The 20,734-nt window shown below is 51.6% G+C and carries 17 protein-coding genes and 7 tRNA genes; 16 read left to right on the top strand and 8 right to left on the bottom strand.

Translation table 11 applies throughout. The annotated features are described in order from the left end of the window. Nucleotides 1–144 precede the first annotated feature (144 nt). Entirely contained in the window at nt 145–1,785 is a 1,641-nt protein-coding gene (pgm, locus tag ACOTXC_RS20980; RefSeq protein WP_023305695.1) for a phosphoglucomutase (alpha-D-glucose-1,6-bisphosphate-dependent), read from the bottom strand. Nucleotides 1,786–1,809: 24 nt separating this feature from the next. Further along, nucleotides 1,810–2,355: a replication initiation negative regulator SeqA gene (seqA, locus tag ACOTXC_RS20975; protein WP_003858650.1), complete on the bottom strand. Its 546-nt coding sequence runs from the start codon at nt 2,353–2,355 to the stop codon at nt 1,810–1,812. 183 nt (nt 2,356–2,538) lie between these two features. Between seqA and ybfF the strand changes: the two genes are divergently transcribed. The 4 genes from ybfF (at nt 2,539) to fur (ending at nt 5,152) form a co-directional block, all read left to right on the top strand. Beyond that, on the top strand, nt 2,539–3,312 hold the full coding sequence (gene ybfF, locus ACOTXC_RS20970; protein ID WP_022647446.1) for an esterase: 774 nt from the start codon (nt 2,539–2,541) through the stop codon (nt 3,310–3,312). 128 nt (nt 3,313–3,440) lie between these two features. Continuing rightward, the gene (gene ybfE / locus ACOTXC_RS20965) at nt 3,441–3,728 is read left to right on the top strand and encodes a LexA regulated protein (RefSeq protein ID WP_003858652.1); all 288 of its coding nucleotides are present in this window, start codon (nt 3,441–3,443) and stop codon (nt 3,726–3,728) included. A 155-nt stretch (nt 3,729–3,883) separates the two neighbouring features. Then, on the top strand, nt 3,884–4,414 hold the full coding sequence (fldA, locus tag ACOTXC_RS20960; RefSeq protein WP_003858653.1) for a flavodoxin FldA: 531 nt from the start codon (nt 3,884–3,886) through the stop codon (nt 4,412–4,414). 291 nt (nt 4,415–4,705) lie between these two features. After that, a complete protein-coding gene (gene fur, locus ACOTXC_RS20955; RefSeq protein ID WP_003858655.1) occupies nt 4,706–5,152 on the top strand; it encodes a ferric iron uptake transcriptional regulator in 447 nt (148 codons plus the stop codon). Nucleotides 5,153–5,244: 92 nt separating this feature from the next. Here fur and chiQ read toward each other — a convergent pair whose 3' ends face one another. The 4 genes from chiQ to nagE all read right to left on the bottom strand — a co-directional run bounded on the left by chiQ (nt 5,245) and on the right by nagE (nt 11,250). Beyond that, the gene (chiQ, locus tag ACOTXC_RS20950) at nt 5,245–5,571 is read right to left on the bottom strand and encodes a ChiQ/YbfN family lipoprotein (protein WP_023299602.1); all 327 of its coding nucleotides are present in this window, start codon (nt 5,569–5,571) and stop codon (nt 5,245–5,247) included. A gap of 47 nt (nt 5,572–5,618) precedes the next feature. Then, complete coding sequence (gene chiP, locus ACOTXC_RS20945) at nt 5,619–7,016, bottom strand: chitoporin ChiP (protein ID WP_017694280.1); 1,398 nt, start codon at nt 7,014–7,016, stop codon at nt 5,619–5,621. A 447-nt stretch (nt 7,017–7,463) separates the two neighbouring features. After that, entirely contained in the window at nt 7,464–9,131 is a 1,668-nt protein-coding gene (gene glnS, locus ACOTXC_RS20940; RefSeq protein ID WP_015571127.1) for a glutamine--tRNA ligase, read from the bottom strand. Nucleotides 9,132–9,300: 169 nt separating this feature from the next. Then, entirely contained in the window at nt 9,301–11,250 is a 1,950-nt protein-coding gene (gene nagE, locus ACOTXC_RS20935; protein WP_022647444.1) for a PTS N-acetyl glucosamine transporter subunit IIABC, read from the bottom strand. Nucleotides 11,251–11,575: 325 nt separating this feature from the next. On the opposite strand from nagE, the gene nagB reads away from it, so the two are divergent. The 12 genes from nagB (at nt 11,576) to ACOTXC_RS20875 (ending at nt 18,440) form a co-directional block, all read left to right on the top strand. Beyond that, nucleotides 11,576–12,376 (top strand): glucosamine-6-phosphate deaminase, encoded by an 801-nt coding sequence (gene nagB / locus ACOTXC_RS20930; protein WP_003858663.1) that lies wholly within the window; start codon nt 11,576–11,578, stop codon nt 12,374–12,376. A gap of 54 nt (nt 12,377–12,430) precedes the next feature. Further along, complete coding sequence (nagA, locus tag ACOTXC_RS20925; RefSeq protein ID WP_003858664.1) at nt 12,431–13,579, top strand: N-acetylglucosamine-6-phosphate deacetylase; 1,149 nt, start codon at nt 12,431–12,433, stop codon at nt 13,577–13,579. Between the two features lie 8 nt (nt 13,580–13,587). Continuing rightward, nucleotides 13,588–14,808 (top strand): DNA-binding transcriptional regulator NagC, encoded by a 1,221-nt coding sequence (nagC, locus tag ACOTXC_RS20920; protein ID WP_022647442.1) that lies wholly within the window; start codon nt 13,588–13,590, stop codon nt 14,806–14,808. Between the two features lie 45 nt (nt 14,809–14,853). Further along, a complete protein-coding gene (gene nagD / locus ACOTXC_RS20915; RefSeq protein ID WP_126490799.1) occupies nt 14,854–15,606 on the top strand; it encodes a ribonucleotide monophosphatase NagD in 753 nt (250 codons plus the stop codon). Nucleotides 15,607–15,856: 250 nt separating this feature from the next. Then, complete coding sequence (asnB, locus tag ACOTXC_RS20910) at nt 15,857–17,521, top strand: asparagine synthase B (RefSeq protein ID WP_015571128.1); 1,665 nt, start codon at nt 15,857–15,859, stop codon at nt 17,519–17,521. Nucleotides 17,522–17,746: 225 nt separating this feature from the next. After that, a tRNA-Met gene (locus ACOTXC_RS20905) sits at nt 17,747–17,823 on the top strand. Nucleotides 17,824–17,831: 8 nt separating this feature from the next. Then, a tRNA-Leu gene (locus tag ACOTXC_RS20900) sits at nt 17,832–17,916 on the top strand. 23 nt (nt 17,917–17,939) lie between these two features. After that, nucleotides 17,940–18,014, top strand: a tRNA-Gln gene (locus ACOTXC_RS20895). A 32-nt stretch (nt 18,015–18,046) separates the two neighbouring features. Then, nucleotides 18,047–18,121: transfer RNA gene (locus ACOTXC_RS20890), tRNA-Gln, on the top strand. A 17-nt stretch (nt 18,122–18,138) separates the two neighbouring features. Continuing rightward, nucleotides 18,139–18,215: transfer RNA gene (locus ACOTXC_RS20885), tRNA-Met, on the top strand. Nucleotides 18,216–18,256: 41 nt separating this feature from the next. Further along, nucleotides 18,257–18,331, top strand: a tRNA-Gln gene (locus ACOTXC_RS20880). Between the two features lie 34 nt (nt 18,332–18,365). Further along, nucleotides 18,366–18,440 (top strand) — tRNA-Gln (locus tag ACOTXC_RS20875). A 604-nt stretch (nt 18,441–19,044) separates the two neighbouring features. Here the strand turns inward: ACOTXC_RS20875 and ACOTXC_RS20870 are convergent. Then, on the bottom strand, nt 19,045–19,524 hold the full coding sequence (locus tag ACOTXC_RS20870; protein ID WP_023299591.1) for an Hcp family type VI secretion system effector: 480 nt from the start codon (nt 19,522–19,524) through the stop codon (nt 19,045–19,047). Nucleotides 19,525–19,758: 234 nt separating this feature from the next. Next, the gene (locus tag ACOTXC_RS20865) at nt 19,759–20,460 is read right to left on the bottom strand and encodes a hypothetical protein (protein WP_421767944.1); all 702 of its coding nucleotides are present in this window, start codon (nt 20,458–20,460) and stop codon (nt 19,759–19,761) included. Nucleotides 20,461–20,734 lie beyond the last annotated feature (274 nt).

The following is a 20,734-nucleotide window of genomic DNA, read 5'->3' as shown; positions in this document are numbered from 1 at the left end:
CCACCACCGCCGTATGTTCCCCTCACCCTAACCCTCTCCCCGGAGGGGCGAGGGGATTGCTCAGTGCTCGCATTAATTTGTGGGGAACCCTCAGCCCTGTGGGAGAGGGCCGGGGTGAGGGCATCAGCCCGCACCAGACACCATTTACGCGTTTTTCAGCACTTCGCTGACAATCTCTACCGCTTCTTTCTCAATCTGCTGGCGGTGCTCAGCGCCGAGGAAGCTTTCGCAATAGATTTTATACGCATCTTCCGTACCGGATGGACGCGCGGCGAACCAGCCGTTTTCGGTCATCACCTTCAGGCCGCCGATGGATGCGCCGTTACCCGGTGCCGCCGTCAGACGCGCGGTGATCGGGTCACCTGCCAGGGTGCTTGCGCTGACCATCTCCGGAGAGAGTTTGGACAGAGCGGCTTTCTGAGCAGAGGTCGCGCCAGCCTGAATACGGTTATAGCTTGGCGCACCAAAGCGTGCTGCCAGGTCATTGTAATGTTCCTGCGGGTTCTTACCGGTAACCGCGGTGATTTCCGCCGCCAGCAGGCACATGATGATGCCGTCTTTATCGGTTGACCATGGGGTGCCGTCGAAGCGCAGGAAGGATGCCCCCGCGCTCTCTTCACCACCAAAGCCGAAGCTGCCGTCGTGCAGACCATCAACAAACCACTTGAAGCCCACCGGCACTTCCACCAGCTTGCGGCCCAGCGCATCGACCACACGGTCAATCATGGCAGAAGAGACCAGCGTTTTACCCACCGCAACCTCTTTGCCCCACTGCGGACGGTGCTGGAAGAGATAGTTAATCGCAACAGCCAGGTAGTGGTTCGGGTTCATCAGCCCAGCCGGGGTGACGATACCGTGACGGTCGTAGTCCGGGTCGTTGGCAAACGCCAGATCGAACTTGTCGCGCAGCGCCAGCAGGCCCGCCATCGCGCATTCGGAGGAGCAGTCCATACGGATCGCGCCGTCTTTGTCCAGGTGCATAAAGCGGAAGGTCTGATCGACGTGATCGTTCACGATGGTCAGATCCAGCTTGTAGTGCTCGGCAATGCGTTTCCAGTATTCAATACCGGAGCCGCCCAGCGGATCCACGCCCAGCTTCAGACCGGCTTTCTGGATAGCGGCCATATCGACGATATCCGCCAGCCCTTCCACGAACGGCTGCACCAGATCCTGCTCTTTCACGTGGCCGGACGCCATGGCTTCATCCAGCGAGATGCGCTTCACGCCGTTCAGACCGTTAGCCAATAACGCGTTGGCGCGATCTTCCACCACTTTCGTGACGTTGGTATCCGCCGGGCCACCGTTAGGTGGGTTGTACTTGATGCCGCCATCTTCCGGTGGGTTGTGGGACGGGGTGATCACAATACCGTCCGCCTGCGCGCCACCTTTTTTGTTGTGTACCAGAATAGCGTTAGAAACCGCAGGCGTTGGCGTGAAACCGTTGTTCTCCTGAACAATCACGTCTACGCCGTTTGCCGCCAGTACTTCCAGCACGGAGATAAAGGCAGGTTCAGACAGGGCGTGGGTATCTTTCCCAACATAGCACGGACCGGTGACGCCATTTTTGGCGCGCTCTTCCGCGATGGCCTGAGCAATGGCCAGAATGTGCGGTTCGTTAAAGCTATGGCGCGCCGCGCTGCCGCGGTGGCCAGATGTACCAAACTTCACTGCGTGTTCTGCGTTGCCCACCACCGGCTTCAGCACGTAGTACTGCGCGGTCAGTTGAGCGACGTTAATCAAATCGCGTTGTTGTGCAGGTTGTCCTGCACGGCTGTGATTTGCCATTGCCTGGTCCTTCTGATGCAAGGGTTAAATTGTACCGCAAACCTTTTCGATCAATTCCGCCGGGAACTGCATGGACTGCATGATATGTTCGATCATGCTGCACTTGCGGCCCGTATTGGTATTGGTGATCACCCAGTATGGCGTACCGGGAACATGTTTGGGTTTGGTTTGGTTGCCATTTTGCAGCAGGGTCTGCTCGTCACCTGCGAAGTAAACGCGCGTGCGACCGTGCAGCGACTCTGTCGCTTCTGCAAATGCGTTGTTATCCAGTGAGTAAAGTGTAGACAGCACCAGCATAAAGCGGTTAACCGCCTTTTTCTGCTCTGCATATTCATCGGACAGCAGCAGCTCGCGCATCGCGCGCACTTTGTCTTTTGCCGGCATGACGGCAGGTTTTACTTGTGCAACAACGCTCGGCTGAGACACAACATCTTTAGTGACAGGAGTGGGCTGTGAGGCGGCGGAAATTTTAAGCATGCGCCGTAAAATGTCGGACGCGCTCTCCCCAATATGCCGCGTCTGGCTGGCAATATACTGATAGAGTTCGTCATCAACTTCGATTGTTTTCATCTTAATCCAGTGCGATATCTTATCTGAATACAAGTCGTTGAGATTATAAGGTCTAATCCCAACAGCGGATAGCGTCAAACCAGGTTGGCGGCAAAAGTCAGATTAAACTGGATCCTTGCCCCCGGGCGGCAGAATGGTCAACATGATACCCTAACCTGACAAACCTAAAAAAAGAACTTTGCCATGAAATTGAATACCCGAGCGCAAACTGCACAATCGCCGAACAATAATTCTCCCATCGTACTGGTTCACGGCCTGTTTGGTAGTCTGGATAACCTGGGCGTGCTGGCGCGCGATTTAGTGACCGATCACGAGATCCTCCAGGTTGATATGCGCAATCACGGTCTTTCAGGACGCTCGGAGGAGATGACCTACGCAGCCATGGCGCAGGATCTGCGGGACACCCTCGATGCGAATAATATCCAGAAAGCGACGCTCATCGGGCATTCAATGGGCGGTAAAGCGGTGATGGCGCTTACAGCGCTGGCCCCTGAGCGAATTTCCGGTCTGGTGGTCATTGACGTTGCGCCCGTCAATTACGACGTTCGCCGTCACGATGAGATTTTCGCTGCGATCAATGCCGTGACAGAGTCAGGCGTCTCCACACGCCAGCAGGCGGCAGCCGTTATGCGCGAGCATCTCGATGAAGAAGGCGTGGTCCAGTTCCTGCTGAAATCCTTTGTTGACGGACAATGGCGCTTTAACGTCCCGGTACTGTGGGATCAGTATTCGCATATTGTGGGGTGGGAAAATGTCCCCGCCTGGCCGCACCCTACCCTCTTTATTCGCGGCGGCAACTCCCCTTACGTCACTGACGCGTACCGTGACACGCTGCTGGCGCAATTTCCGCAGGCTCGCGCTCACGTCATCGCCGGTGCCGGGCACTGGGTCCACGCGGAAAAACCGGATGCGGTCCTGCGCGCCATTCGCCGCTATCTTACTGATACAGCGAATTGATTAAAAAGCCAGCGACCGGAAGACGACGGGCTTCCAGTCGTTGGCGTGTGGATATGGGTGATGTATGATGGCGCGCTTATCGCCCGGGCATTAGCAGGGCGGCGTGTTTCCCCCGAAGTCTCAGAATCATGGCCAAAGAACAAACGGACCGTACGACACTAGATCTGTTCGCGAATGAGCGTCGACCGGGACGACCGAAAACGAATCCGCTTTCGCGCGATGAACAGCTGCGTATCAATAAACGCAACCAGCTTAAACGCGATAAAAATCGTGGGCTTAAGCGTGTCGAACTCAAGCTGAATGCCGATGCCGTCGATGCGCTTAACGAGTTAGCTGACGCGCGCAACATCAGCCGCAGCGAACTGATCGAAGAGATGCTGATCGCCCAGCTTGAGACGTTACGCGGCAAGGCGTGAGTCAGAAAATCCCCAATATTACCTTTTTCATGTAGCACAGAGTGCAGTCCTGCGTGATAGCTGTTTCCGCAGGGTTGCCTGTTCTGCTATTATTGCCCTTATCCGTGGACAATTTGCGCCACCATACCATTAAGTTTCAAGAGGTTATTTTACTCATGGCAATCATCGGCATTTTCTTTGGCAGTGATACCGGCAATACTGAAAATATCGCAAAAAACATTCAAAAACAGCTCGGTAAAGACGTTGCTGATGTGCATGACATCGCCAAGAGCAGCAAAGAAGATCTCGAGGGCTATGACATCCTGCTGCTGGGCATCCCGACCTGGTACTACGGTGAAGCACAGTGTGACTGGGACGATTTCTTCCCGACGCTGGAAGAAGTCGACTTCAACGGCAAGCTGGTTGCCCTGTTTGGCTGTGGCGATCAGGAAGACTACGCTGAGTATTTCTGTGATGCGCTGGGCACTATTCGCGACATCATTGAGCCGCGCGGTGCGGCGATCGTTGGTCACTGGCCAACAGCGGGTTACCACTTCGAAGCTTCCAAAGGTCTGGCAGATGACGATCACTTCGTTGGCCTTGCCATTGATGAAGACCGTCAGCCAGAGCTGACCGCAGAGCGTGTAGAAAAATGGGTTAAGCAGGTTCGTGAAGAGCTGAACCTGGACGATATCCTTAACGCCTGATATCCCTGCGGCGCAACTCCGGTTGCGCCCGTTGTCCAGGTAAAACCGATTAAATTAATTGCTACAAACTTTTAACTTTTTCGTCCAGACCTGTACAATATCCCCCTGGTAAAAAGTGGGTGCCATCGAACAAGTTTGTTGGTGATACCACGTTTTTATAAGCATACTTTGCTTGAGACTTGCAGTTTTCATTTAGCCATGGCAGTTCTATAATGAGACGCATTATCCCAAGTGCATTTTCTGTCACTTCTTCTTTTGAAGTGAATCGTTTAGCAACAGGACAGATTCCGCATGACTGACAACAATACCGCATTAAAGAAAGCTGGCCTGAAAGTAACGCTTCCTCGGTTAAAAATACTTGAAGTGCTTCAGGGGCCAGACAATCACCATGTCAGTGCGGAAGACCTTTATAAGCGTCTTATCGATATGGGTGAAGAGATTGGGCTGGCAACCGTCTATCGTGTGCTGAACCAGTTTGATGACGCGGGTATTGTTACTCGTCATAATTTCGAAGGCGGTAAATCCGTGTTCGAGCTGACTCAGCAACACCACCACGATCACCTGATCTGCCTCGACTGTGGCAAGGTCATTGAATTTAGCGATGATTCCATTGAATCACGCCAGCGTGAAATCGCCGCCCGTCATGGCATCCGCCTGACCAACCACAGCCTGTACCTGTACGGTCACTGTGCTGAAGGGGATTGCCGCGAAAATGAACATGCGCACGACGCAAAATAAGTCAGTGTTCATACTCTGAGCCAGCCGTGAGGTTGGCTTTTTTTTGCCTGGAAAAAGCCCGGTAAGCGCAGCGCCACCGGGCGTACAGCAACTTATTTATTGTTATTGCGAATCTCGTCCCAAATCTTATCGCAACGCTTCGCCACTTCCTGATCGTTACCGGTTTTACGCGCCTGAATACAGGCCTGGTAATCCATCACGCGAACGTTTTCCTGCGTGGCGAATTGCTCATGGGCTTTGTCTTTTTTTAGCTCGTTCAGCACGCTTTGACAGGCTTCAATCTTCTCAGGTGAACCTTGTGCGGTATTGATGCAAGCGCTATACGCCTCTTTCAGACGGGAGTCTTCTTTCGGCGCCTGATCCTGCGCGCACGCCACCAGCCCGAATGCCAGCAGCGCAACGATTACCCTTTTTTTCATCATGTTCAGTCTCCATAACGGCGGGACACAGCCCGCCGCAGCATTCATCAGAAGATGGTAAATGGCGCAATGACCATGAATTTCACGTCGCGCTCATCCTGGAAGATGTTGCCGTAACCGCCCGCGTAGCTCGGGATATCGGAGTGGTTGTCATACTGGGTGAAGTGCAGTTTGAACATCGTGCCTTTCGCACGGCCCTCCTGCAGGGTATAAATCGCATCCAGACTGTATGAAGACTCTTTCAGACGGTAGTTCGGATCGTAGTAGGCGTCTGGCGTAGCCATATCCGCTGGCTTCGCGTCCCAGGCGTACGCGTAGGACGCACCCACTGCCCAGCCAGGCAGGTTCCAGTTCTTCAGGTCATACATTGCGCCGAAGAAGACTGCCTTTTCACCGTCGGCGTTGAAGTCAGAGCGATTATCCCACCAGATATCCAGACGACCATTGGAAGAGGCGTAGGTTGGCGTCATACGTTGCAGGAAGTAGCCCTGCTGCCCTTCTGCCTTGACCCATGTACCCTCCAGACGCAAATCAACCTGACCCACCTTGTAGCCGAAGGTCAGCGCCTGTAACCACGCGGTGCCGTCATAAATATCATTTACGCTGCCATCGCTGACCTTGTCGCGCGTACCGTAGAACTGATAGCTGGTGCTCAGCGGGCTACCTGCGATATCAAATTTGTAGCTGGCTTTAGCAAAGTACTGATCGATATAGCCTTCAGCCTGACCAAAAGCCGCTTCCAGCACCAGATCGTTTTTGAAGTCGTACTTCGCCCCCAGCGAGTGGAGATAATCAACTTTGGTTTTTTTATCGTTTTGATAGAACTTGTCCATCTCAATGTGCCACGGCGCTTTGTACTCGTTGGTCCACATATAGGAGAAGCTCAACGCCCCCGCATCGCCGTAGTCAAAATTAGCACCGGCTTCCGCGCCCTGATAGGTACCTGGCATAAAGCTCCAGTGCGGCGCTAACAGCGTCTGACCGGTTGGCTGGATATAACCACCACGCGCCCAGACCGGGCCATATTTGAATTTTGCAGCCGCTTTATACAGGCTGATTCCGCTTTTATCGCCGGACCAGTCTTCGTCGTAAGCTTTATTGCTGGAGGAGAACGCAATTTCGTTCGGATGGCCGCTGTCGCCATTTTCGGCCATTTCAATTGCGGTGAACGCTGCAATATCGATCCCGAACATATCGGCGGCATATCCCGACTGGAAATCCAGGTTGGCGTTCCAGGTCGAGTGAGAAAGGTTAGTTTTGTATTTATCTTCAGTGACGTCTTTACGGTCACGCTCACGTTGCCAGTAATAAATACCGCCCGTAAGGGTGGAATCTTCAATGAAACCTGCTGCTTTTGCCTCTGGCGCAACCACCAGGCCCGACATTGCTGTCACACCGGCGATAGCCAGCGCCAGCGCACTACGTTTGCCACTGAACGTACGCATAGATTATTCCTCTTTGACGAATTAAAACGCCTTAAACGGCGAAAAACAGAAAAGACCAAATGGTCAGGGGTAGTCAGAAATACCCTCGAATTAACTACCGTCTTTAGGTTATTTTTCGCGACGCGAATTATCAATGCTTTTAATCAGGCAAAAGTCAGGATTATGACGAAGAGCACATATTTCGTAGTGCTTTGTAACATTTACCGTGAAGCGAGTACTGGCGGGGGAATATGCTAATTTTCAGTAAGTAACATTGAGATTGAGAATATATTTTTCAGCGTTTTTGTTTTTGAAAAACAACGAACTTTTTTTAAATAAAATAAGTAGCACCACATTGACCTGGAATGTTGGCTTTAAAAGATTATCCCGATGCTTAACGACATGATCGTTAAATAAAAAAACGCCGCATTACGCGGCGTTTGTTTCTCATTGACCAGAGCAGCGTTATTATTCGCCGATCTTAGTCCAGGTATCACGCAGACCCACGGTACGGTTAAATACCGGTTTTTCTGCCGTGCTGTAACGGCTGTCCAGGCAGAAATAACCCTCACGTTCGAACTGGAACGCTTTACCGGCTTCAGCGGCTTTCAGAGACGGCTCGGCATACCCCTGCTTGATAATCAGAGACTCAGGGTTAATAACCGCCAGGAAGTCTTCCGCTGCGCCTGGGTTAGGCACGCTGAACAGACGGTCGTAGAGACGGATCTCAACCGGCAGCGCATGCTGCGCGCTCACCCAGTGGATTACGCCTTTCACTTTACGGCCATCCGCCGGATCTTTGCTCAGCGTCTCTGCGTCGTACGTACAGAAGATGGTCGTGATGTTACCTTCCGCATCTTTCTCTACGCGCTCGGCTTTGATTACATAGGCGTTACGCAGACGTACTTCTTTGCCCAGCACCAGACGCTTGTACTGCTTGTTCGCTTCTTCGCGGAAGTCGGCACGATCGATCCAGATTTCACCGCTGAACGGCACGTCGCGGGTGCCCATTTCCGGTTTGTTCGGATGATTAGGCATAGAGACCAGTTCGCTCCCGCCCTGCGGATAGTTTTCGATAACCAGTTTCACTGGATCGATCACCGCCATCGCGCGCGGCGCGTTTTCGTTCAGGTCTTCACGAATGCAGGATTCCAGAGACGCCATTTCGATGGTGTTGTCCTGCTTGGTGACGCCGATACGTTTGCAGAACTCACGAATGGAGGCGGAGGTGTAGCCACGACGACGCAGGCCAGAGATGGTCGGCATACGTGGGTCGTCCCAGCCTTCAACGTGCTTGTCAGTGACCAGCAGGTTCAGCTTACGCTTGGACATCACGGTGTATTCCAGGTTCAGACGAGAGAACTCGTACTGACGCGGATGCACAGGAATGGTGATGTTATCCAGCACCCAGTCGTACAGACGACGGTTGTCCTGGAATTCCAGCGTGCACAGAGAGTGCGTAATGCCTTCCAGCGCATCGCTGATGCAGTGGGTGAAGTCGTACATCGGGTAGATGCACCACTTGTTACCGGTCTGGTGGTGTTCTGCGAACTTAATGCGGTACAGCACCGGATCGCGCATCACGATGAACGGAGACGCCATATCGATTTTGGCACGCAGACACGCTTTACCTTCTTCAAAGCCACCGGCACGCATTTTTTCAAACAGCGCCAGGTTCTCTTCCACGCTACGATCGCGGAACGGACTGTTCTTACCGGGCTGAGTCAGCGTACCGCGGTATTCACGGATTTCGTCAGCAGAGAGCTCGTCGACGTATGCCAGACCCTTGTTAATCAGTTCAACCGCATAGGCATACAGCTGATCGAAATAGTCTGAGGAGTAGCAGATATCGCCAGACCAGTTGAAGCCCAGCCATTGCACGTCGTTTTTAATCGACTCAACGTATTCGATGTCTTCTTTTACTGGGTTGGTGTCATCGAAACGCAGGTTGCACTGCCCCTGGTAGTCTTGCGCAATACCAAAGTTCAGGCAGATCGATTTGGCGTGACCAATGTGCAGGTAGCCATTTGGCTCCGGCGGGAAACGCGTGTGGACTGTGGTGTGCTTACCACTGGCCAGATCTTCATCGATGATCTGACGAATAAAGTTACTCGGGCGGGCTTCTGCCTCACTCATCGTGGATTCCTCAAAGCGTAAACAACGTATAACGGCATATGATCTTATAAGCCGGACGTAGTGACAACCCTTAAAACGTCCCGGAAGAAAATAATGGGGGCAATTGCTGCAAAAAAAAGCGGCGGAGGATATCCCCCGCCGCTAAAGGCATAACTCTACTCAGGAGCGATTACTTGCCTTTAATCTCATACAGTGGCGTTTGGCCTGCAACTACCTGCCCCTGCGCCTGGATCACCAGACCGCTGAAGTCGTCGATGTTACTGCACACTACCGGGCTTATCATGGAGCGCGCGTTGGCGTTCAGGAACTCCAGATCCATTTCCAGAATCGGCTGGCCTGCCGCCACTTCAGCGCCCTCTTCCACCAGGCGAGTAAAGCCCTGACCGTTCAGCGCAACGGTATCGATACCCATATGGACAACGATCTCCGCGCCTTTTTCCGTTTCCAGGCAGAACGCGTGGTTGGTGTTGAAGATTTTCACGATAGTACCGGCTGCCGGAGAGACCACGGTTTTGTCCGTTGGTTTCACCGCCACGCCATCACCGACCGCTTTGCTGGCGAACGCTTCGTCAGGCACCTGCTCAAGCGCAACAACGTCACCTGTCACCGGAGAAACCAGCGCAGCGATGGTCACCGCATTTGGCACAGCCTGCGGTTTTGCAACCGGCGCGTCAGCTACTGGCGCGTTATCCGTTGAGGCGGCAGCGACCGGCCCACGGGCAACCACTTTTTTCATTTCATCGCCGATAGATTCGGCTTTCGCACCCACGATAACCTGGATGGTTTGTTTGTTCAGCTTCACCACACCAGACGCACCAAGGCGTTTGCACATTGCATCGCTCACGCGCGCGGAGTCGCCCACGGTCAGACGCAGACGGGTAATACAGGCATCGATCGCTTTCAGGTTGTCGGTGCCACCCACAGCGGCAATATAGCTGGTTGCCAGCTGGGTTAAACCCTCTTCGGTATTGCTGTTGGCTTCACTGGTCACAACATCATCTTTCGTATCTTCGCGGCCCGGCGTCTTCAGGTTAAACATACGAATAACTGCGCTGAACAGAACGAAGTAGATAACGAAGAAGATCAGGCCCATCACCACCAGCATCCAGACGTTGCTGCTTGCCGCTGGCAGGTTGTACATCAACACATAGTCGATAGCGCCTGCGGAGAAGGAGAAGCCTGCATGGATACCCAGAAGGGTGGCAACGAACAGGCTGATACCGGTCAGGATCGCGTGCATCAGATACAGCAGCGGAGCCAGGAACATGAACAGGAATTCCAGTGGCTCGGTCACGCCGGTCAGGAAGGCGGTGATCGCAACGGACAGCAGCATCCCGCCAACCATTGGGCGACGCGCTTTCGGCGCAGCCAGGTACATTGCCAGCGCGGCGCCAGGCAGACCAAACATCATGATTGGGAAGAAGCCGGACATGAACATGCCCGCGGTGCCGTCGCCTGCGTAGAAGCGGTTGATATCACCGTGGAATACCGCGCCAGCCGCGTTGGTGAACTCACCAATCTGGAACCAGGCGATGGTGTTCAGTACCTGATGCAGACCGGTTGGGATCAGCAGACGGTTAATGAAACCGAAGATGCCCGCGCCCATTGCGCCCGCAGACACGATCCACTCGCCACCCGCATGGATAGCATGCTGAACCGGTGGCCAAACGTAGCCAAAGATGGCGGCGAGGATCAGACAGAAAAAGCCCGTCGCAATCGGCACAAAACGTTTACCGCCGAAGAAGCTCAGGAAGTCAGGCAGTTTGATACCCGCCCAGCGGTTGTACACGGCGCCACCGACCAGACCGGTAATGATACCCGCCAGTACACCCATGTTGATTTCCGGGTTGATGGTTACCATCGCTTTCGTGAGGATGAAGTAACCTACCGCCCCTGCCAGTGCCGCTGCACCGGCGCTGTCTTTTGACCAGCTTGACGCCACGCCGATGGCGAAAATCAGCGCAAGGTTGTCAAAAATGGCGCCGCCTGCCTGGGCAATAAACGGCACATTAAGAAGATCGGGTTGCCCGAATCGCAGCAGCAATGCTGCAACCGGTAGCACGGCGATAGGGAGCTGCAAAGCCCTACCGAGGCGCTGGAAAAAACCTAAAATATTCATCCTATTCCCCCTACGAGACCCTTTGTTAAGACTCGCGCATAAACTATGTTTTTATTGTGTCACGAACGATAGATACTGTTGATGATTCACTGGCAGTGTGAGTGTGTGAAAAATTAATTCGTATCGCAAATTAAACACCTATTTTTTGTGATTATTGTCACCAAATATCGTATTAAACCCTCCCTTTCACTGGCTAACCACGAAAACTTATTTTATCATTCAAAAAATCAAGACGGATTGATCCGGCCTGAAAGGTTCCAGGTTACGCTTAGTTCAGGTTGCACTAATCATCCGCCCACTTTTACTTAAACTTTAGAGGTGAATAATGAGACTGATTCCCCTGGCAACAGCTGAACAAGTCGGAAAATGGGCTGCTCGTCATATCGTTAACCGCATCAACGCGTTCAAACCAACAGCCGATCGTCCTTTCGTACTCGGTCTTCCAACCGGTGGTACTCCCCTGACCGCGTATAAGGCTTTGGTTGAAATGCACAAAGCGGGCCAGGTTAGCTTTAAACATGTTGTGACCTTCAACATGGACGAATATGTCGGCCTGCCAAAGGAACATCCGGAAAGTTACCACAGCTTTATGCACCGTAATTTCTTCGATCACGTTGATATTCCGGCTGAAAACATTAACCTGCTGAATGGAAACGCGCCTGATATTGACGCAGAATGCCGTCAGTATGAAGAAAAAATCCGTTCTTACGGTAAAATCCACCTGTTTATGGGCGGCGTAGGCAACGATGGTCATATCGCGTTCAACGAACCGGCATCTTCACTGGCTTCCCGTACCCGTATTAAAACGTTGACCCATGACACGCGTGTGGCTAACTCCCGCTTCTTTGACGGCGACGTCAATCAGGTGCCTAAATACGCGCTGACCGTGGGTGTGGGTACACTGCTGGATGCCGAAGAAGTGATGATTCTGGTGCTGGGCGCAGTGAAAGCGCAAGCGCTTCAGGCTGCCGTTGAAGGCAACGTGAACCATATGTGGACGATCAGCTGCTTACAGTTGCATCCAAAAGCGGTTGTCGTGTGTGACGAACCGTCCACCATGGAGCTGAAAGTGAAAACGCTGAAATACTTCAACGAGCTGGAAGCTGAGAACATTAAAGGTCTGTAATTGAATAACCGCCTCTTTTATCAGGGGCGGTCGCTTTTTTAACCGGGGGTCGATATGTACGCTTTAACCCACGGTCGGATTTATACCGGCCATGAAATTCTGGATGACCATGCGATTGTAATCGCCAATGGCCTGATTGAACGTGTTTGCCCGCTGGCGGAACTGCCGCCGGAGATCGAACAACGTTCCCTCAATGGAGCAGTAATCTCCCCCGGTTTCATCGACGTACAGCTTAACGGCTGCGGCGGTGTCCAGTTTAACGATACCGCAGAGGCGGTAACGGTTGAAACGCTGGAAATCATGCAAAAAGCCAACGAGAAATCGGGCTGCACCAGCTATCTGCCAACACTGATTACCAGCAGCGATGACCTGATGAAACAGGGTATCCGCGTCATGCGCGAATACCTGGCAAAACATCCGAATCAGGCGCTGGGTCTGCACCTGGAAGGACCATGGCTGAATATGGTCAAGAAAGGCACCCATAACCCGAACTACGTGCGCAAACCGGATGCCGAGCTGGTGGATTACATGTGCGCCAATGCCGATGTGATCACTAAAGTGACGCTGGCACCGGAAATGACCGGCACGGACGTTATCAGCAAACTGGCCGCCGCCGGGATTGTGGTATCTGCGGGCCATTCGAACGCGACGCTGAAAGAGGCGAAGGCCGGTTTCCGCGCAGGTATTACATTTGCCACACACCTTTATAACGCGATGCCGTATATTACCGGTCGCGAACCGGGACTGGTTGGCGCAATTCTGGATGAACCAGACGTCTACTGCGGCATTATCGCCGACGGCTTGCATGTCGATTACACCAACATCCGCAACGCCAAGCGCCTTAAAGGCGACAAGCTCTGCCTGGTCACGGATGCTACCGCTCCGGCAGGAGCGAATATTGACCAGTTCATTTTTGCTGGTAAAACAATATACTACCGGAATGGACTGTGTGTGGATGAGAACGGCACGCTGAGCGGTTCTTCTCTGACGATGATCGAAGGGGTACGTAACCTCGTTGAACATTGCGGCATTGCGCTTGAGGAAGTGCTGCGCATGGCCACGCTTTATCCGGCGCGCGCTATTGGCGTCGATAAACAGCTCGGCGGTATTGCGCCAGGTATGGTTGCAAACCTGACGGCGTTCACACACGATTATAAAATTATTAAGACCATCGTTAATGGTAACGAGGTCGTCACTGAGTAAGTAAAAGTATGACACCAGGCGGACAAGCTCAAATCGGTAATGTCGATCTCGTTAAACAACTTAACAGCGCGGCAGTTTATCGCCTGATTGACCAGCACGGGCCAATCTCACGCATTCAGATAGCCGAACAAAGCCAGCTTGCTCCCGCCAGCGTGACAAAAATTACACGTCAGCTTATTGAGCGCGGCCTGATCAAAGAAGTGGATCAGCAGGCCTCCACCGGCGGCCGCCGCGCGATTTCCATCGTCACTGAAACCCGCAATTTTCAGGCCATTGGCGTTCGCTTAGGCCGTCATGACACCACGCTTACGCTCTACGATCTGAGCAGCAAGGCCATTGCCGAAGAGCATTACCCCCTTCCTGAGCGCACGCAGGAGACGCTCGAACACGCGTTACTGAATACCATCGCGCAGTTTATCGAAAGCTGTCAGCGCAAGATCCGTGAACTCATCGCCATCTCGGTGATTTTACCCGGTCTGGTTGACCCGGAAAGCGGCGTTATTCGCTACATGCCGCATATTAAAGTAGAGAACTGGGGGCTGGTTGAGGCGCTGGAAAAACGCTTCAAGCTGACCTGCTTTGTTGGTCACGATATCCGCTCGCTGGCGCTGGCGGAGCACTACTTTGGTGCGAGCCAGGACTGCGAAGACTCTATTCTGGTGCGCGTTCACCGTGGTACAGGTGCGGGTATCATCTCGAATGGCCGCATTTTTATTGGTCGTAACGGTAACGTAGGCGAGATCGGTCATATCCAGGTGGAACCGCTTGGCGAGCGCTGCCACTGCGGTAACTTTGGCTGTCTTGAAACCGTTGCCGCCAATGCCGCCATTGAACATCGCGTCCGCCACCTGCTGGAGCAGGGTTATCAGAGCCGCGTCACGCTGGGCGACTGTAAGATCGGTGCCATCTGCAAAGCGGCAAACAAAGGCGATGCGCTGGCCTGCGAAGTGATCGAACAGGTAGGACGCCACCTGGGTAAGACTATCGCCATTGCCATCAACCTGTTTAATCCGCAAAAAGTGGTGATTGCCGGCGAGATCGTTGAAGCCGAAAAAGTATTACTGCCTGCCATTGAAGGCTGCATCAATACCCAGGCGCTGAAGGCATTTCGCCAGAATTTGCCGGTGGTGCGATCTACGCTCGATCACCGCTCGGCAATTGGCGCATTCGCCCTGGTAAAACGTGCCATGCTCAACGGGATCCTGCTGCAACATTTGCTGGAATCCTGATCGGACCTTATAGTAACGCCTTCTTTTTTTGATGTCGGATTGTCCATGACCATTAAGAATGTAATTTGTGATATCGACGGCGTGCTGATGCACGACAACGTTGCCGTGCCAGGTGCTGCGGAGTTTCTTCACCACATCATCGACAAAGGAATGCCACTGGTTCTTCTCACGAACTACCCTTCACAGACTGGTCAGGATCTGGCAAATCGCTTTGCTACCGCGGGCGTCAATGTCCCGGACAGCGTGTTTTATACCTCTGCGATGGCGACCGCGGATTTCCTGAAGCGTCAGGAAGGCAAAAAAGCCTACGTGGTTGGCGAAGGCGCGCTGATCCACGAGCTGTATAAAGCGGGCTTCACCATCACCGACGTGAATCCGGACTTTGTCATCGTGGGCGAAACGCGCTCCTTTAACTGGGAGATGATGCATAAAGCAGCCTACTTTGTCGCCAATGGTGCACGTTTTATCGCCACTAACCCGGATACGCATGGTCGTGGTTTTTATCCCGCCTGCGGTGCGCTGTGCGCCGGTATCGAAAAAATCTCAGGCCGTAAGCCGTTTGTAGTCGGCAAACCGAGCCCGTGGATCATCCGCGCTGCACTGAATACGATGCAGGCACACTCAGAAGAAACCGTCATTGTTGGCGACAACCTGCGCACCGATATTTTGGCCGGCTTCCAGGCCGGGCTTGAAACCATCCTGGTGCTTTCTGGCGTTTCACAGCTTGATGACATTGATACGATGCCGTTCCGGCCAAGCTGGATTTACCCCTCTGTCGACGAAATCGACGTTATTTGATTCAGAACCACGCCTCAGGGCGTGGTTTTTCATTTCTGCTGCCTGAAAATATCACTTCATCTAACGAAATCAGCTCTTCATTGAGAAATCATCAATAGAATGGCTTAATGCATACTCTTTTTTTAAGATTCGGCAATTGCCATTGCACTTTTTACGTTTTCATCGGTAAAACGCTTGCGCCCCCTCCCCTTTTTGCGGCATTTTCATAAGCAAGCAACATCACAACGCAACAGGGTTAACGGAGAAGGTTATGTGTTCTATTTTTGGCGTACTGGATATTAAAACTGACGCGGGCGAACTGCGTAAAAAAGCACTCGAATTGTCCCGCCTGATGCGCCATCGCGGTCCGGACTGGTCAGGCGTTTACGCCAGCGATAAAGCGATTCTGGCTCACGAACGTCTTTCCATTGTTGATGTCAACGCTGGCGCACAGCCGCTGTATAACGAGAAAAAAACGCACGCGCTTGCTGTTAACGGTGAAATTTACAACCATCAGGCGCTGCGCGCTGAGTACGGCGATCGCTACGCGTTTCAGACCGGCTCAGACTGCGAAGTGATCCTGGCGCTGTATCAGGAGAAAGGCCCGGAGTTCCTCGACGACCTGCAAGGTATGTTCGCCTTCGCGCTGTACGACAGCGAAAAAGACGCTTACCTGATTGGCCGCGACCATATTGGTATTATCCCGCTGTACATGGGACACGATGAACACGGTAACTTCTACGTTGCCTCAGAGATGAAAGCCCTGGTACCGGTGTGCCGCACCATCAAAGAGTTCCCGGCAGGTAGCTACCTGTGGAGTAAAGACGGCGAGATCCGCCCGTACTACCAGCGCGACTGGTTTGATTATGAGGCGGTGAAAGACAACGTGACGGACAAAGCCGAACTGCGTCAGGCACTAGAGGAGTCAGTGAAAAGCCACCTGATGTCAGACGTACCCTACGGCGTACTGCTCTCCGGCGGTCTGGACTCCTCCGTGATCTCCGCGATCACCAAGAAATTCGCCGCACGTCGCGTGGAAGATCAGGAGCGCTCTGAAGCCTGGTGGCCGCAGCTGCACTCCTTTGCCGTGGGTCTGGAAGGGGCACCTGACCTGAAAGCCGCCCAGGAAGTGGCGAACCATCTCGGCACGGTGCACCATGAAATTCACTTCACCGTACAGGAAGGTCTGGATGCGATCCGCGATGTGATCTATCACATTGAAACCTATGATGTGACCACCATTCGCGCCTCCACGCCGATGTATTTGATGTCGCGGAAGATCAAAGCGATGGGCATCAAGATGGTGCTCTCCGGCGAAGGTTCTGACGAAGTGTTTGGCGGTTATCTCTATTTCCACAAAGCACCGAACGCCAAAGAGCTGCATGAAGAAACGGTGCGTAAGCTACAGGCGCTGCACATGTTTGACTGCGCGCGCGCCAACAAAGCGATGTCCGCCTGGGGTGTGGAAGCCCGCGTGCCGTTCCTCGATAAGAAATTCCTCGATGTGGCGATGCGCATCAACCCGCAGGACAAAATGTGCGGCAACGGCAAAATGGAGAAACATATCCTGCGTGAATGTTTTGAATCCTACCTGCCGGCGAGCGTGGCGTGGCGTCAGAAAGAGCAGTTCTCCGATGGCGTGGGTTACAGCTGGATCGACACCCTGAAAGAGGTGGCGGCAAAACAGGTTTCTGATCAACAACTGGAAACTGCGAGCTTCCGCTTCCCGTACAACACGCCAGCCTCGAAAGAAGCGTATTTGTACCGTGAGATCTTTGAGGAGCTGTTCCCGGTTCCAAGTGCAGCCGAGTGCGTACCGGGTGGTCCATCGGTCGCCTGCTCTTCTGCTAAAGCCATTGAATGGGATGAATCCTTCAAAGCCATGAACGATCCGTCAGGACGCGCAGTGGGCGTTCACCAGTCTGCCTATAAATAATGTTCAGAGTATCATCAGGCCCTCCGGGGCCTGATTTTTTTGCCTCTCTTTTCCCCGCATAAAATCGATTAATAACCAATAATTGTCGAATATTCGGCCTCGCTGTTCGCAACCTAACCAAACAGTCACATTCCGGCTATTTTCATTGAAAAAGGTGTTGACGCTGCAAGGGTCTATACGCATAATGCGCCCCGCAACGCCGATAAGGTAACGCGAAAAAAAGATGGCTACGTAGCTCAGTTGGTTAGAGCACATCACTCATAATGATGGGGTCACAGGTTCGAATCCCGTCGTAGCCACCATCTTTTTTGCGGGAGTGGCGAAATTGGTAGACGCACCAGATTTAGGTTCTGGCGCCGCAAGGTGTGCGAGTTCAAGTCTCGCCTCCCGCACCATTCCCAGGTAAGCGTTGCACGGATGGGGTATCGCCAAGCGGTAAGGCACCGGTTTTTGATACCGGCATTCCCTGGTTCGAATCCAGGTACCCCAGCCATATTTCTTCGATCATGCGGTTCTCCGCGGTATTGGGGTATCGCCAAGCGGTAAGGCACCGGTTTTTGATACCGGCATTCCCTGGTTCGAATCCAGGTACCCCAGCCATCGAAGATTGCAGTACTGGCTACGTAGCTCAGTTGGTTAGAGCACATCACTCATAATGATGGGGTCACAGGTTCGAATCCCGTCGTAGCCACCATATTTATGTTATCGAATACGATTCGGTAAACTGAACATTGTTGGGGTATCGCCAAGCGGTAAGGCACCGGATTCTGATTCCGGCATTCCGAGGTTCGAATCCTCGTACCCCAGCCACTTTAAAGTCGTTAAGCAGTTTGTTTAACGCAATTGGGGTGTCGCCAAGCGGTAAGGCTCTGGTTTCTGATACCAGCATTCCGGGGTTCGAATCCCTGCACCCCAGCCACTTAAAACAAACAAGCCCGCTCTGCGGGCTTTTTTGTTTTTGTTGCTCAGAATAGTGCGGCCTGATGCCCTCACCCTGCCCCTCTCCCACAGGGCTGAGGGATCCCCAGTAATTTTTTTATGCAGAAGCAATAAAGTTGCTTTCTAAATGACTGAGGGCTGTCAGCGATGCCCTGGTCCGGCTGTAAATCGCTGAGGCGTTTCCTGCAGGCCAGGGCGAGGCGCAGGGATGCGCCGAGAGGGCGGCTTTACAGGGACGTTGCCTCCGCCCGTACCCGATAAGCCGGAAGGAATAAGCCGAGGGCACCGCGAAGCGGCGATTTACCGCCGGGAGCCCGGGTCGCCAGGGTGGTGGCGACTGAGCCACCCTGGCACGTTCACCGGTCATGTCGTTACAGAGTAGCAAGGAACATAAAGTGAACGGAATGACCACCACCGCCGTATGTTCCCCTCACCCTAACCCTCTCCCCGGAGGGGCGAGGGGATTGCTCAGTGCTCGCATTAATTTGTGGGGAACCCTCTCCCTGTGGGTGAGGGCGGGGTGAGGGCATCAGGCCGCACAAGGTAAAAGCAAAACAGAAAGCAACTCCAGCAGTCCTTTTCTTTTATGCTATGACTCTTTCATTCCACAAATCTTTGAACATTATATTTCCATCAGTATATTTCCATTCTATAGATTCATATCGAATTTCAACTTCTTCCATATGTTTACTTGCAATACCTATTGGGAATAGAACAGGAGAAATTTGTGTTATCTTTACGTTTTCCAGTATTATATTAAAATATTCCATCTCGATTCCAGCGTCATTAATCTTATACATTTTTATTACAGCTTCTTTCAATATTCTTCCCTGACATACAGCCCTGAATAAGTATGGTGTTAGACGGTCTATTTCTTTTTCAAATCTGATCGGCACATGAAGGCGAGTTCCCGTGAGTTTGCCGGTGTTATGATCTGTCGGGATCCATACGGAATGGTTGAACGATTTAAGTTCAGTTGAACCCAATCGTGTTGGCATTAAACATTCACCAATCAAAGGTGAGCCGTTGTCATCGGTGAGCCAAATATGCGCCGGTATAGACATTTGATTATTTTCCTTTATAAAACAATATTGGCAAAAGTATAAGTGTCACTATTAAAGCGATAATTCCGAATGCTATTTTATTATTGTCGATGAGAGCCGAAACAGAAATGGAAATTATGGCGATAAGGGAAATCATTCCAAAACCTATAATATTATTAATGCAATCATCTTTTATGCTATTAAAAAAACGGCGTATACAACTCCTCAAAAAGCTATTTATTAAAGTAAGCATTGTCACATCATTCTTTTTAGTGCTCTGACAATTTCTTCATCAGATGCCGTGTTAATATTTAAATAACCTGACTTCATGATTATGGGCTCTATTAAAAAATACATCATTTCTAAACCTTCCATGTATAATGCATTATAAAATAAAGGACAGAAATTTTTCAGATTATCTGCACTCTCAGCAGCACGTTGTACAATTCCATAAATATTTAATCCCCCTACAATCCACCCGACTCTGCTTCCTATTTTTTTCATTAATGCATTTTGTACAGCTAAATTCATCTTGTTCTCGTAGCATATATACGACGCTACAGCGTAAATTAAACCATTTTTTGAAATGTATTTAATAGAATAATTTGTTGTAAATGGTGTTAGTTTCTGAAGAATTGTTTTCTTTTCTGTCTCGTTTTTATTTTTTAGGATAGTTTCAATATATATTTTCAACATCCTGAATATAATATCTCTATGCTTGATAAGTTCATACAGAGCGCAAATAAACCTTATATCTTCAGACCCAAGTTTTTTACATACATCCTGATAGTTGTCTGTAAGACAGGATGTATAATAAAGTAACCGTGTTGTGGCGTCACCAAGACCGTTTACATAATCTACAACACCCTGTTTAACCCCCATTAATGCTTTATCTAAACGAACAGCTAGCTCTTTATCAGTTCCAATGCGCTTAATGATCTCTTCGCTGTAATACATAACTGCTCCTTTGCTATGATCATTCGATCATCGAGCATGTCATTATTAAACAAAGCGATGCTTATCTGATTTTTGAAAAAAAATCGCAAAAAATGTCTCCTATTTATTATTGAGTTGAATTGGTCGTAAGTTATAATTGTTGTTATGAATGAAAACTTGAGGGGTTAGCTAAAATCATAAAGGATTTTTTATTTGCTTACTTTATGAACATTGATTTCAGGAGATTCTTTGCAGGAGAGAGATATGTCGTGGGCATCAGGCGACAGAACTGCCT

This window comes from Enterobacter cloacae complex sp. IR5428, assembly GCF_049238585.1.
Taxonomy (GTDB): Bacteria; Pseudomonadota; Gammaproteobacteria; order Enterobacterales; family Enterobacteriaceae; genus Enterobacter; species Enterobacter intestinihominis.
This window is presented reverse-complemented; position numbering and strand designations above follow the sequence as displayed.

Coding starts and splice junctions, on each gene's coding strand:
- chiP (WP_017694280.1), bottom strand. CDS start 7,016: ATGCGTACGTTCAGTGGCAAACGTAGTGCGCTGGCGCTGGCTATCGCC.
- nagB (WP_003858663.1), top strand. CDS start 11,576: ATGAGACTGATTCCCCTGGCAACAGCTGAACAAGTCGGAAAATGGGCT.
- nagA (WP_003858664.1), top strand. CDS start 12,431: ATGTACGCTTTAACCCACGGTCGGATTTATACCGGCCATGAAATTCTG.
- nagD (WP_126490799.1), top strand. CDS start 14,854: ATGACCATTAAGAATGTAATTTGTGATATCGACGGCGTGCTGATGCAC.
- chiQ (WP_023299602.1), bottom strand. CDS start 5,571: ATGAAAAAAAGGGTAATCGTTGCGCTGCTGGCATTCGGGCTGGTGGCG.
- ybfF (WP_022647446.1), top strand. CDS start 2,539: ATGAAATTGAATACCCGAGCGCAAACTGCACAATCGCCGAACAATAAT.
- ybfE (WP_003858652.1), top strand. CDS start 3,441: ATGGCCAAAGAACAAACGGACCGTACGACACTAGATCTGTTCGCGAAT.
- ACOTXC_RS20870 (WP_023299591.1), bottom strand. CDS start 19,524: ATGTCTATACCGGCGCATATTTGGCTCACCGATGACAACGGCTCACCT.
- asnB (WP_015571128.1), top strand. CDS start 15,857: ATGTGTTCTATTTTTGGCGTACTGGATATTAAAACTGACGCGGGCGAA.
- pgm (WP_023305695.1), bottom strand. CDS start 1,785: ATGGCAAATCACAGCCGTGCAGGACAACCTGCACAACAACGCGATTTG.
- fldA (WP_003858653.1), top strand. CDS start 3,884: ATGGCAATCATCGGCATTTTCTTTGGCAGTGATACCGGCAATACTGAA.
- fur (WP_003858655.1), top strand. CDS start 4,706: ATGACTGACAACAATACCGCATTAAAGAAAGCTGGCCTGAAAGTAACG.
- glnS (WP_015571127.1), bottom strand. CDS start 9,131: ATGAGTGAGGCAGAAGCCCGCCCGAGTAACTTTATTCGTCAGATCATC.
- seqA (WP_003858650.1), bottom strand. CDS start 2,355: ATGAAAACAATCGAAGTTGATGACGAACTCTATCAGTATATTGCCAGC.
- nagC (WP_022647442.1), top strand. CDS start 13,588: ATGACACCAGGCGGACAAGCTCAAATCGGTAATGTCGATCTCGTTAAA.
- ACOTXC_RS20865 (WP_421767944.1), bottom strand. CDS start 20,460: ATGTATTACAGCGAAGAGATCATTAAGCGCATTGGAACTGATAAAGAG.
- nagE (WP_022647444.1), bottom strand. CDS start 11,250: ATGAATATTTTAGGTTTTTTCCAGCGCCTCGGTAGGGCTTTGCAGCTC.